Annotated in this window: 8 protein-coding genes; 7 read left to right on the forward strand and 1 reads right to left on the reverse strand. The window is 42.8% G+C overall.

Annotation, left to right across the window (positions count from 1 at the left end; genetic code table 11):
* Positions 1-75: 75 nt before the first annotated feature.
* Together QWZ17_RS27015 and QWZ17_RS27020 are read left to right on the forward strand one after the other, a co-directional pair.
* The gene (locus QWZ17_RS27015) at positions 76-1,026 is read left to right on the forward strand and encodes a GLPGLI family protein (protein ID WP_290308462.1); all 951 of its coding nucleotides are present in this window, start codon (positions 76-78) and stop codon (positions 1,024-1,026) included.
* On the forward strand, positions 1,023-3,695 hold the full coding sequence (locus tag QWZ17_RS27020) for a hypothetical protein (protein ID WP_290308463.1): 2,673 nt from the start codon (positions 1,023-1,025) through the stop codon (positions 3,693-3,695). The genes QWZ17_RS27015 and QWZ17_RS27020 overlap by 4 nt, the downstream gene beginning before the upstream one ends.
* Here QWZ17_RS27020 and QWZ17_RS27025 read toward each other — a convergent pair whose 3' ends face one another.
* A complete protein-coding gene (locus tag QWZ17_RS27025) occupies positions 3,696-4,202 on the reverse strand; it encodes an Lrp/AsnC family transcriptional regulator (RefSeq protein WP_290308464.1) in 507 nt (168 codons plus the stop codon).
* A 155-nt stretch (positions 4,203-4,357) separates the two neighbouring features.
* Here QWZ17_RS27025 and QWZ17_RS27030 point away from each other — a divergent pair, with 155 nt between their 5' ends.
* From QWZ17_RS27030 to QWZ17_RS27050, 5 genes are all read left to right on the forward strand, one after another.
* Positions 4,358-5,335: an NAD-dependent epimerase/dehydratase family protein gene (locus QWZ17_RS27030; protein ID WP_290308465.1), complete on the forward strand. Its 978-nt coding sequence runs from the start codon at positions 4,358-4,360 to the stop codon at positions 5,333-5,335.
* Positions 5,336-5,531: 196 nt separating this feature from the next.
* Complete coding sequence (locus QWZ17_RS27035; protein ID WP_290308466.1) at positions 5,532-7,784, forward strand: tetratricopeptide repeat-containing sensor histidine kinase; 2,253 nt, start codon at positions 5,532-5,534, stop codon at positions 7,782-7,784.
* A gap of 436 nt (positions 7,785-8,220) precedes the next feature.
* A complete protein-coding gene (locus tag QWZ17_RS27040) occupies positions 8,221-9,852 on the forward strand; it encodes a M28 family peptidase (protein ID WP_290308467.1) in 1,632 nt (543 codons plus the stop codon).
* A gap of 56 nt (positions 9,853-9,908) precedes the next feature.
* On the forward strand, positions 9,909-11,105 hold the full coding sequence (locus QWZ17_RS27045) for a threonine synthase (protein WP_290308468.1): 1,197 nt from the start codon (positions 9,909-9,911) through the stop codon (positions 11,103-11,105).
* A 452-nt stretch (positions 11,106-11,557) separates the two neighbouring features.
* Positions 11,558-13,294: a phospho-sugar mutase gene (locus tag QWZ17_RS27050; protein ID WP_290308469.1), complete on the forward strand. Its 1,737-nt coding sequence runs from the start codon at positions 11,558-11,560 to the stop codon at positions 13,292-13,294.
* Positions 13,295-13,299: the final 5 nt, after the last annotated feature.

Genomic DNA, 13,299 nt, shown 5'->3' on the forward strand with positions numbered 1-13,299 from the left:
GATGGTATTTTGCTTAGTATATTTGATCTGTCGACACAAAAAATATCATTCATCAATACTTTCCTTATAACCATTATGAAAAAAACGATACTAATTTTAGCCGCTTTGGGGCTGCTGATAACAAACGTTAAAGCCCAGAAGCCCGATAGCGTAAAAGCTATGGTTCATTATAAATTTTCGCACATCAGGGATACTACCAACCGCGATAAACCCTATACCGAAAACATGGTCCTGTTTTTAGGTTCTCAGTCAAGTGCTTATAAAAGTTATGACCGCACACTACAAAATGCCATGATGAAAAAGCAAATTGCCCAGCAGGTAGCCGATCAAAAGGGCAGTGGCGGCCCCATGCGAATTAGTGTGAAAGGGACAATGGCGACCACCAGTACAGAATTTTACCAGTTTCCGCTTGATAAAAAGCTGGTGCGCAAGGAAAGGCTGATAACGCCTTACCTGATAGAGGAGGCTATGCCGGTTATAGATTGGAGCATAAGTAACGATACTGCCAGTTTTGCCGGTTTGCATTGCCAGAAAGCTACCTGCCATTTTAAAGGCCGCGATTATACGGCCTGGTTTTGCCCCGATTTACCTTTTCATAGCGGCCCCTGGAAACTTAATGGTTTGCCCGGCTTAATTGTAGAAGCTTACGATACCAATAAAGACGTAGTTTTTAAGTTTGACAGCATGGAGGAGGCCGATGTTACCGCTAAACCTGCAACAGAAGCCCCAACCGGGGGCATTACTGTTAAAATGATAGGTATGGATGATAATGACGACCCCAATGTTGTCACCCTGCCAACAAACGCGGTAAAAACTACCGAAAAAGAGTTTAGGCACCTGGAGCAAGCCATGAAAAAAGACCCCAACGCGTTTGCCCAATCGGCAATGGCAGGTAGTGGTGGTGGGATGAGGATGGGGCCTGGTGGCGGTCCGGGCGGATCTGAAGGCGGGAACAAAATGAGTATCCGCCTTGATGGTAAAGAACCGGTGGTTAATAACCCGATAGAGTTACCGGAAAAGAAATGAGCAGCCTTTTAAAAACTGCCGGGGTATTCATATTTTGGATGCTCATAGGTGTGGTATGCCTTGGCCAAAGCATAAAAGGTACCGTTACCGATAGCCTGGGTAAGCCCTTAAGCTTTGCGGGCATCAATCTCAAAAATAGTAATAATTTAATTATAGCTTACGCAACAAGCGGTTCAACCGGTACTTACAGCTTACAGGTGCCTGCCGATGCCGGTAAAGATGGCCTTATGCTTGAAGTAAGCTGCATAGGCTTTAAAAAAGCTGTAAAACCTATAACTGGTTTTACAGCACCTTGTAACTTTAAACTATCAACCGCGGTGCATCAGTTAAAGGATGTAATTGTAAAAGATAAGCGGCCAAGGCTGCGCGTTAATGGCGATACCTTAAGTTATAAGGTATCAGACTTTAGCAGCCCGCAGGATAGGGTTATTGGCGATGTGATCAAAAAACTGCCCGGGATTGATGTGGCCAAAGATGGTAAGATAAGTTATAACGGTAAGGCTATATCAAACCTGTACATCGGCGGCGATAACTTGCTGGATGATAAATACAACATTGCAACCAACAGTATTCCCAACGGCGTGGTTGACCAGGTGCAGGTGATGCAAAACCATCAGCCTATAAAAATGCTGAAAGATAAAGTGGTAAGCGATGATGTGGCTTTAAATCTCACCATAAAAAAAGATGCCAAACTGCAATTGGTGGGCCAGGAAATCGTAGGGGCGGGGCTGCCCAATAAATACTACGAGGATTTAAACGCCATGATGTTTAAAGATAAATACAAGGCTATCAACTACCTCAAAGGCAACAATACAGGTGTTGACGTAGCGGGCGACCTGGTATCACATAACCTGGGCGATTACCTGCAACGTGTAGATAATGATAAGCCCGGCACTGTACTATCCCTGGGTACAGCCGGCGATCCGGATTTGCCGCGTAATCGGTATTTGTTCAATCAATCGGGCATTTTGAATTTGAATAACCTCATCAACCTTAAAAAAGATGTGCAGCTGCGGGCCAATATTTCTTACCTGCGGGATAGTCAGCATCAGGATTACCGACGTTTAAGCGAGGTGTATTTGCCGGGTGATACCGTTAGGTACACCGAGGTACAGCACAATAAACGCCGCCCCGATTTGCTGCACGCCCAGTTTGTGGTGAACATCAACAGCAGTAAATACTATTTAAATGATAACCTGGTAGCCGACTATAGCCATAACACGGCTTACTCCAACCTGATAACTAATGGTAATCCTGTTAATCAAACTTTTAAAGATAATCTGTCCGATTTTTCGAATGATTTTAACTTTATGCAAACCTTTAAATCAAATAACATTGTGGAGGTTTATAGCTATGTTAATCGTTCAACCGAGCCAGAGAACAGGGTAATTGATCCAAACCTAAACCCCGATATTTTTAATAAGGGTGTTAATTACTCGCTGCTTACCCAAAATGTAAATATCCCCAGCTGGTTTACCAATAACTATGTTTCGTACAAAATACCGGGGCAATATGTTACCCAAAGTTTTAAGGCGGGTTTTAGTTTGCAATCGCAAAAACTGAATAGTGCTCTGGGGGTTACACAGCTTAATAACGCAAACAACCTGGTATCTGATAGTACCCGCAACGCTTTAAACTGGAGGCGCAGTAAATTATATGCCGAGGCCGATTATGATATACCGGGCAGCATCCTCAAAATTAACGTAGGCTTACCACTTAGTTTGCAGCAAACCCATTATTATGATGATTCCTTCGGGCTGGATAACCGCCTTAACCGCTTGTATTTTAATCCCCATTTATCGGTTAAGTATCAAAGCGGTATAGAAAACTATTTTACGCTCAATTACAATTTGCGCAATAATATTGGTAACATTCAGGATGTTTACCGGGGATATGTGCTTACCAATTACCGAACATTGTACGCCAACAGCGCCGATTTAACCGAGCGTCAATCTCAAAGCGCAGGCCTGGGCTTCAACTATCGCAAGGCTATTACCTTGTTCTTTTTTAGTTTAAATGCGGCTTACAGTCATGTTTACGCCAATAACATCGCGTCGAGCGTTTTAACCAACAACCTGCAGCAGCGCATTGTACTGCCTTTTGATAATAATATGGATACCTGGACCTTTAGCGGCTATGTAAGCAAATACAACTTTGATTTGCGCACCACCTTCAGCGCCGGGGCATCGTGGCAAACCACCAGGCTTAACCAAATTCAAAACGGACTTATTTTGCCTTTTAACACCATAGCCCAAAATGTTAACATTGGTGCCGATACCAAGGTAAGCGATAAGATTACGTTTAATTACAAGGCCGATTATGGGCAAACCACCAGTAAATCAACAGCGATAGCTTCAAGTTCCAAATTTCAGCGCCTTATTCAAACAGCGGCTGTAAATTATAACCCGCTCAATACGTTGTTCTTTGTTGTATCTGGCGATCATTATTACACCCATCAGCAGCAGGCTAATGATTTGAAATACTTTTTTGCCGATGCGATTATCCGCTACAAATTCACCAAAACAAAAATAGACCTGGAACTGAGCGCGCAAAACCTGTTCAATGTTAAAAACTACACCGCGCTGTATTTATCGGCCAATGTTTTTACCAGCAGCTCGTACAACATACCGGGCCGCATGATGCTGGCAAAGGTGATGTTTAACTTATAATCAATCTGTTTTATGTGCCAATGGAAAAGGCTGCTGCGGTACAGCGATAGGGAAGGCCCCTTCATGTTTAGATTGCTTCATCACCAGCGTAGTTTGCACCGAACCAATGGCCATAATGCCAAACAGCTCGTGCATTAAAAACTCGTGATAAGCGGCAAGGTCTTTAACGGCTACTTTAAGTATAAAATCATACATGCCGGTCATGTGGTAACATTCCAATACCTCGGGCAGGCGAATGATGGCCTGCTCAAAAAGGCTTAAGCTGTCCTTTGAGTGGTCTTTAAGCTGCACGTGGGTAAAGGCCATTAGGCCGCGGCCTATTTTCTCGGGATCAAGCACAGCTACATACCGTTTAATAAAACCCTCATCTTCCAGGCGTTTAATGCGGCGGTGGATGGGCGAGGCTGTTTTATGCAGCTTTTCGGCTATTTCCTGGTTGGTAAACCGGGCGTTTTCCTGTAATATTTTCAGGATGCTGATGTCGGTATGGTCGAGCATTTGATACATGGTTGTAAAAATATGCTAATTGTAAATGAAACTCAATCGCTGTTGCAATAAAATTCTAATAAAAATTATTTAATTGGATTTTTATATCAATTATTTCTGTTTTGTGTTATTTAATTGTGCTTATGTTGAATTTTACAGCAAATATTTACCGCTGTATGAATTTGAAAGAAACAATCCTGGTAACCGGCGCTTGCGGCCAAATTGGTACCGAACTGGTTAAGGCCCTTCGCCAAAAATATGGTAAGGATAGCGTTATTGCTACCGATATCAGGGAGGTTACAGAGGCGCTTTGTTCCGATGGTCCGTATTTTAAATTGGATGTTTTAGATAAGTACGCGCTGGAGAAACTTACCATCGACCTTCATGTTACCCATATATATCACCTGGCCGCTGTATTATCTGCCAACGGCGAAAAAAATCCTTTAGGTTCATGGGATCTGAATATGAAAAGCCTGTTGAATGTGCTTGAAGTTGCCCGTGCCGAGAACCTGAAACAGGTATTTTGGCCAAGCAGCATCGCGGTTTTTGGACCGGACGCGCCTAAAGAACTTTGCGGACAGGATGCCTCAACGCTGCCAACTACGGTGTACGGCATTAGCAAAATAGCAGGTGAGCATTGGTGCAGGTATTATAATGAGCAATACGGTTTAGATGTGCGCAGCATTCGCTACCCAGGCTTAATCAGCTACTCAGCGCAAGCAGGGGGCGGTACAACAGATTACGCGGTTGACATTTACCACCAGGCGTTAAAAAGCGGCCGGTACCAATGTTTTTTAAGCGAGGAAACCCGCTTGCCCATGATGTACATGCCCGATGCGGTAAGGGCCACGCTGGAGTTGATGGACGCACCATCAGAAAATATCACCATCCGCGGTTCATATAACCTTGCCGGCTTAAGCTTTAATCCGGCAGAATTGGCTGCAACCATCACCAATCAGCTGCCCGATTTTAAAATTACCTACCAGCCGGATGCACGCCAGCAAATTGCCAACAGCTGGCCAGGTTCAATAGATGATACCCCGGCAAAAACAGATTGGAACTGGAAACCCGAATATGACGTTTACAGCATGACTACCGATATGCTGCAGCATTTGGCCGAAACCTATCATGCAGAAGCGTTACAAAGCAAATAGTTTGTTTTATATTACTCTTTAACAGATATCAAACTCCCGCCGGCAAAAACCGACGGGAGTTTTCTTTTTCATGCTATCGTACCGGAGGAGGCTTATGGTTGCTACATTTGCTATATTGGTATATGATTTGTAAAGTGTCGGGCTTAATGGCTTGTTGATCTGTTTACATACCTTTAAGCTCACCGCTAAAAACACAATGAAGAAGCTTTTAATTACAGTTTATTTTATAATTATTGGCTGCTTTTGCTGCTACGGGCAAACAACAGGTCCTGCTTATTTAAAAACGCTGCAAACCGCGCTTCAACAAAGCCGGGCTGATACTGGCCGCTTGCGCATTTTAAATAAGCTTGGTAATTATTACATATTACGCAATTACCTTGAACGTAAGTCATATTATCTTGATAGCGCCCTTGTTAATTTGCAAAAGGCTATCGCTTTAAGCACGCAACTCCATTTAGATACCGGTGCTTACGGTAAAAATGAAAACGAAATTTTGCTTGGTAAGGCCTATATGGCTCTTGATGATACCGCTAAAGGTAAATTGCATTACATGATTGCAATTAATTACTACCACAACCATCATAATCCCTTGTCAGAAGTTAAAACATGGAGTTACCTGGGTGATACCTATATATATCACAGCTACCCTGTTGAGCAACGGGAATCATATCTCAAAGCAATTGAAATAGCCAAAAGGTATCACTACATTGATAGGGAGATTGAGCTTAGATATAAACTGGCAGCGATATTTTTTTCAGATGCTAAGTATGATGAAGCTATTGCAGCTTGTAAAAATATCCTGCACGATTTTCCCGACCGCCCATCAAGCGAAGTGGATGAATTAGACCAGGTTTATTGGTTGCTGGCTGCAACTTACCGTTACAAAGGGAGCCTTAATAAGGCTTTATACTATGGTTTGGAATGCATCAGGTGTATGGAACTACATCATGAAAATTATTGGAATGATAAATTTTACGGAGAGCTGGCGCAGATTTATGATGATTTGGGACAGACAGAAAAAAGCATTTTTTGGTACAAAAAAGCTTTAGCAATACGGGAAAATAAAGACACGCAAGAAGAATATATTTACAGAACAGTTGCTTTTATTGTACAGGGTTTAATAAAGCTGGGCAAAAGCAAGGAGGCACTTGAAGAAATAACAGCGCTTGAACGCCGAAGAGCACCCGTAACGCCATTGGGCAGCGCCGTTGTTTATCAGTCAAAAGCATATTGTTATGAAGCTTTAAAAAATTATCCCTTAGCCGAAAGCAATTACCTCAAAATGATTAGGTTGTATCAAACCAGCATCAGCATCACCGAAATTACTGCAATTGCTTTTTATGATATCAGCCGGTTTTATGTGGAGCAAAAGCGCTATGCCGACGCTGCGAAATACCTTAACGATACCGTGAGCGGGCACCTTACTTTAAGCGTAAATAAAAATTTCCAGTATTTATATTTCAAGGTCGATTCGGCTTCTGGTCGGTATATAGATGCAATGCGTCATTTTGGTAATTACAAAGCTTTAAATGATTCTATGTTCAATATCACCAAAAGCAAGCAGATTGAAGAATTGCAGATAAAGTATGAAACCGATAAAAAGGAAAACGATATCAGGGTTTTACAAAAGGACAGAGCCGACCAGCAGGATAAGGTAATACAAGCCAACAGGGTGCGTAATTTAACATTATGTGGCACTTTACTGCTCCTGTTAACCCTTGGTTTACTTTACAATAGCTACAGGATCAATCAAAAGAAAACAAAGGAAATTGACATTAAAAACAATACGCTTGGTTTGCTGATAGATGAGAAAGATGAGCTGTTGGCCGAAAAGGAAGATTTGATTAAGGAAATTCATCATAGGGTAAAAAATAACCTGCAAATTGTGATGGCCTTGTTGCAGCGCCAATCAACGTTTATAACTAATGAAGATGCGCTGCTGGCTATCAGGGATAGCGAACACCGGATGCATTCTATAGCGCTTATTCATCAAAAGCTTTACCAGACCGATAGTTTCACCATTGTTAATATGGTTGAGTATATTGATGAATTGACAGGTTATTTGCGCGATAGCTATGATTTGGGCAACCAGGTACAGTTTGAAAAACATGTTGAAGATGTTGAACTGGAGTTAAATATAGCTGTGCCACTGGGACTTATTTTAAACGAAGCTATTACCAATGCTATAAAATACGGGTTTACCGATACACAAAAAGGAACTATTTTTATTGCCTTAAACCAGGTTGCAGATCATGCTTATGTGCTTAAGATAAGTGACAACGGCGGCGGGCTCCCAGATGACTTCGACATCAAAAAGAATAGCTCGATGGGCTTTAACCTCATGACCGGTCTTAGTAAACAAGTTGGCGGAAGTTTTAAAATTGAAGGCGAAAACGGAGTTGTTATCACTATAGATTTCAGAACAGACCAGGGTGCTAAAGTGATTTGATTAACGTGTTTAATCTTAACACAACCGGAAAGTCATTTTCAACGCACACCACTATTTTTGGCTGAAGCCACCCTTTATGATTATTTCTATCATCCGTTGGCTAAAGCTAAAAACGGCAATGAATTAGAAGTGTATACTTCATAACCCTCTGGAAATTCATTGCCGGCCCATTTATGGGGCGGATAGAATAGATAGACAAGCTGGCTTTAGCCGAACCGGATCGTTTATTTTCTAAAAGGCAATGTTATGATAAAATAAGGGCCTCCTCGTTGTTTGCTAACGATATGCCGTTGTTTTGTGTTTCAGCATTATTAGTCGCCGTAAACTTAACAGTACCGTTTTTTGTTTTTTGTAAAATAGCCAATGTCACAATCTTGGTATCAACTTGTAGTTTAGGCGCGTTGTTGATACCTTTCTACCTGTTATTTTAAATCTTATGAAACTGACCCAAACTGCTAAGATCTCATTGATCCTGGTGCTATCGTTATCCGCCTACCGTGGCGTTGCCCAGCAATTGAAATTAAGTGCCGAAGTTGAAACTGGTCTAAGCAAAGTTGATACCGCGCAATTTAAGGCTGATATTGCTTACCTGGCCGATGATAAGCTGAAAGGCAGGGCGCCTGGTACCGAAGGTTTTCAAATGGCGGTTGATTATGTGGTTGGCCGGCTAAAAGGCTTGGGTGTAAAGCCGGCCGGCGAAAACGGCACCTGGTTACAGCAGGTAAAATTTCGTAAGGCTTTTGTTCAGAATGGAGCACTTTCCATAACCAGTAATTCTCAGTCACTCAAAGCGGGTGTTGATTACGTGATTATGCCTAATCCTTATCTTCCCGATGTTAAGCTGAGCGGCCAATTGGCATTTGCAGGTTACGGGGCCAGCGAGCCGGAGTTAGGGTATGATGATTATGCCGGTTTGGATGTAAAAGGCAAAATAGTGCTGGTTACACGCGGCGCGCCCGATAAATTCTCCTCTTCGGTATCGGCACATACCATGAATGCAACCACCATATTAAAGGCCGCGGCAGATCATGGCGCGATTGGGGTTATCATTTGCTCTGTCGATTCTACGTCGCGTTTAAATAGTCCGAAAAGCGGGACTTACAGTGTCAAGAATACAGATGGCTCGGTAGCTATCTCCAGAACTTATTATTCGGCACAGGTTAAAGTGTTGGGTTTATTTAATTACGCTTTGTTTAATTCGTTGCTACAGCAATCGGGCAAAACAATGGCGGCGGTACTGGCGGCAATAAAAGGTGGTGAGCCAAATTCATTCGCCATCAACAGCAGCGCCGATATTGCTTATACCTCAACTTACCAGGATTTGATTAGCTATAACGTTGTAGGCAAAATTGAAGGATCGGACAAAAAACTGAAAAACGAATATGTAGTACACAGCGCGCATTTAGATCACCTGGGCATTGGTAAACCTGTTGAGGGCGATTCTGTGTATAACGGCGCGCATGATAATGCATCGGGTGTGGCAAGTGTGTTAGGGATTGCCAAAATATACAATGGCATTAAACATAAACCTAAGCGATCTATCCTTGCCGTATTGCTAACCGGCGAGGAACTTGGCGATTTAGGTTCGGGTTATTTTACATCGCACCCAACAGTGCCGGTTAAAAGTATTGTGGCCGATGTTAACACCGATATGCCCACCATTATAGCGCCACTACTTTCTGTTACCGCTTTGGGTGCCGAGCACTCTTCACTGGCTACCCAGGTTGATGAGGCTGCGGGTTACCTTAACTTGAGTGTTGAGCCAGATCCCGAACCCAAACAAGCCCGTTTTACCCGAAGCGATCAATATAGCTTTGTAGTTAACGGCATACCGGCCCTGCATATCAAATACGGCAGCAAAACGGCCGACGGTAAAAATAATCTGAACGATTTTGTAGCCAAATGGCGCGCCAAATACTACCACAAACCGCAGGACGATATTAATGGTATTTTTGATTTTGCCGCCGGTAAAAAGTATGCCCAGCTCAACTTTTTAATAGGTTACCTGGTAGCGCAGGATGATGCCCGGCCAACCTGGAACAAGGGCGATATTTTTGAGGTTAAGTAATAAATAAATTTAGGGGTAAAGGCATCGGTTTGATGTGTACAAGCGTATAGTTATTAATGATTAGTGATATTGAAACAGAAACAGGAAGCCTGTTATTAAATTTAACCTGCCCCGAATGTGGTACGGTGCATGTTGCCCACATGGTAAATACAGTTTGTAGTAATGAAAGCTGCAAATCAACCTTGTTTGCCGCTTATAACTTAAATTTTGTTCCCGATAAATCGGTGTTATTAAACCGCCCGGCAACGATGTGGCGCTACCGCGAATTTTTGCCGGTGTTAAGCGAAAAAAATATTGTTACTCTTGGCGAAGGTTTTACACCGATGATCCCGGTTGAAAATTTGAAACAATTTACCGGGGATAATGAGGTAGTTTGGAAAGATGAATCGGGCAATCCAACTGGCTCGTTTAAAGCAAGGGGACTAAGTGCGGCCGTATCAAAAACAAAAGAATTGGGTATTAAAACTATTGCCACGCCAACGGCAGGTAACGCTGGTGGCGCTTTGGCTGCTTACGCGGCAAGGGCTGGCATCAAAGCTATTGTATACATGCCCAGGCAAACCCCAAAAGTATTTAAAGATGAATGCCGCCTTTATGGAGCCGGTTTAGTGGAGATAGATGGCAACATCAGCGATTGCGGTCGGCTGGTAAACGAGCAGGCCATAGTCAATGGCTGGTTCCAGGTATCCACCTTAAAAGAACCTTACCGGCTGGAAGGCAAAAAAACGATGGGCTACGAAATTGCCGAGCAGTTTAGCTGGCAGCTGCCCGACGTGATCCTTTACCCAACAGGCGGTGGCACCGGTTTAATTGGTATGTGGAAGGCTTTTAATGAGTTGGAACAATTAGGGTGGATAGGCAGCAAACGCCCGCGCATGGTGGCCGTACAATCTGAAAGTTGCAACGGCATTGTAACCGCCTTTAACGCCGGTTTGCCTGTATCTGAGTTTGCCGATGGTGGCTTTACCATTGCCAACGGCTTGCGTGTACCCAAACCCTACGCTGATAAACAGATCCTGAAAGTGATAACCGAAAGCCGCGGAACCGCGCTTACCATTAGCGATGAATTAATGGGGCTTGCCGTAAAGGAAATAGCCCGAAATGAAGGTATGTTGATAGCGCCCGAAGGCGCGGCCCTGTGGCAGGCCTTCAAAAAACTCAAAGCCAGCCAATGGATAAAGCCCGGCGAAAAGGTGCTGATGATTAACACTGGAAGCGGATACAAATACCTGGAAAATATTGTGATTGATTGAGAGATTGTTTGAATATATGTATAATCCGTCATTGCGAGGTACGAAGCAATCTCCAAACTAAACAGAGCGAATCTGCGAGGCTGATATGCGTACATAGCAAATATAAAGGTGCTTGATACAAAAACCGATCTTAAGCCTGTTGGATTTGCATGCGGGAGACGCAAATATGCGTCTCTACAAGAGTGTGTTAACGACTCCCCTGATACATACTTGCGATGAAGATCTTTGTATCAGTTTTAAACCAGACATTAATTAGGAATGGAGATTCTAAACGGGATTTTCACGCTACCACCGTCATACATCAGTCTGAATTATAGAAAATTGTACATTAGTTGAATGTGCTGTGAAATTTTTTCACACTATATTGTTCTTTTCTGCACACAATTAAACACATTTTATTTTCATATTTGTTGCATAACCGTTTACCAGATCATCTTTTAAATATTATACCAATGCAGGAGTTAGACCCATCCATTCTTCAAAAAGTAAATACCTGGCTCGAAGGCAATTACGATGCCGATGTAAAAAAGGAAATTCAGGCATTGCTTGACGCCAAGGCGTATACCGAGTTAACCGATTCATTTTACCGCGATCTTGAATTTGGTACCGGTGGTTTACGTGGCACAATGGGGCCGGGTTCAAACCGTATCAATAAATACACCATAGGTGCCGCGACACAGGGACTTGCCAACTATCTTAAAAAAACTTATCCCGGCGAAAAGGTAAAAGTCGCTATAGCGCATGATAGCCGTAACAATGCCGATTTGTTTTCAAACATTACCGCCGAAGTATTTTCGGCCAATGATATTCACGTTTACTTTTTTAAAGCTTTGCGCCCAACGCCAGAGCTTTCTTTCGCGGTACGCCATTTTGGTTGCAAGAGCGGGGTAATGCTTACGGCATCGCACAATCCTAAAGAGTATAACGGCTATAAAGCTTATGGTGCCGATGGCGGTCAGTTTGTATCGCCTCATGATAAAGCCGTTATGGACGAGGTAGCCAAAATAGCCAGCATCGACGAAATTAAATTTAACCGTGTTGATGCTAATATTGAGGAAATAGGTGAGGAGGTTGACGAGCTTTACTTAGCCGGCATCGCTAAACTGTCTATTTCGCCAGAGGCTATTCAGCGTCAAAAAGATCTGAAAATTGTTTTCTCGCCAATACATGGTACAGGTATCACTTTGGTGCCACAGGCTTTGGAACGTTTCGGTTTTGAAAACGTGATACTGGTTGATGAGCAAACCACACCAGATGGTAATTTCCCAACCGTAATATATCCAAACCCCGAAGAAAAAGAAGCTTTAACCCTGGCTCTTAAAAAAGCACAGGAAACTGATGCCGACCTGGTTTTGGCTACAGACCCGGATGCCGACCGTGTGGGTATCGCCGTTAAAAACACTGATAACGAGTTTATCCTGTTAAACGGAAACCAAACCGGTTGTATGCTCATCAACTACCTGCTAAGCGCGTGGGAAGATAAAGGCAAACTTACCGGTAAGGAATACATTGTTAAAACCATTGTAACATCCAACCTTATTGATACCATTGCCGCGGCAAAAAATGTTACCTGTTATAATACCTTAACCGGCTTTAAATATATTGGCGAACTGATGACCCATTTTGAAGGTAAACAAACCTTTATTGGTGGCGGCGAAGAAAGTTACGGTTATTTAATAGGCGAACTGGTACGTGATAAAGATGCAGTAGTATCAAGCGCGTTTATTGCCGAAATGACCGCTTATTACAAAGACAAAGGCAGCAGCTTGTTTGAAGCCCTGTTAGATACTTATGTACAATATGGTTTCTATAAAGAAAAACTGATATCAATCACTAAAAAAGGTAAAACCGGTGCCGAAGAAATTAAGGCGATGATGGAAACCTTCAGGAAAAATCCGCCGGCTACACTGGGTGGTTCAAAAGTGGTAACCTTAAAGGATTACGAGTTTAGGGTTGAAACCGATTTGAACACCAACACCACCAAAGCTATTGAATTGCCAACATCTGATGTATTGCAGTTTATTACCGAGGATGGCAGCATCATTTCGGCCCGACCATCAGGTACCGAACCTAAGATCAAGTTTTATTGCAGTGTAAACGGTAAACTGGCCAGTAAAGAGGCCTATGCTGAAACCGACAAGCAATTAGAAGCTAAAATTGATGCTATTATGAAGGATTTAGGTGTTTAAAAGCT

The organism is Mucilaginibacter flavus, assembly GCF_030409315.1.
Lineage (GTDB): Bacteria > Bacteroidota > Bacteroidia > Sphingobacteriales > Sphingobacteriaceae > Mucilaginibacter > Mucilaginibacter flavus.

What these genes read in the sequence shown, in the direction of transcription:
- QWZ17_RS27045 (WP_290308468.1), top strand. Translation starts at nt 9,909, where the DNA reads ATGATTAGTGATATTGAAACAGAAACAGGAAGCCTGTTATTAAATTTA.
- QWZ17_RS27020 (WP_290308463.1), top strand. Translation starts at nt 1,023, where the DNA reads ATGAGCAGCCTTTTAAAAACTGCCGGGGTATTCATATTTTGGATGCTC.
- QWZ17_RS27040 (WP_290308467.1), top strand. Translation starts at nt 8,221, where the DNA reads ATGAAACTGACCCAAACTGCTAAGATCTCATTGATCCTGGTGCTATCG.
- QWZ17_RS27050 (WP_290308469.1), top strand. Translation starts at nt 11,558, where the DNA reads ATGCAGGAGTTAGACCCATCCATTCTTCAAAAAGTAAATACCTGGCTC.
- QWZ17_RS27025 (WP_290308464.1), bottom strand. Translation starts at nt 4,202, where the DNA reads ATGTATCAAATGCTCGACCATACCGACATCAGCATCCTGAAAATATTA.
- QWZ17_RS27035 (WP_290308466.1), top strand. Translation starts at nt 5,532, where the DNA reads ATGAAGAAGCTTTTAATTACAGTTTATTTTATAATTATTGGCTGCTTT.
- QWZ17_RS27015 (WP_290308462.1), top strand. Translation starts at nt 76, where the DNA reads ATGAAAAAAACGATACTAATTTTAGCCGCTTTGGGGCTGCTGATAACA.
- QWZ17_RS27030 (WP_290308465.1), top strand. Translation starts at nt 4,358, where the DNA reads ATGAATTTGAAAGAAACAATCCTGGTAACCGGCGCTTGCGGCCAAATT.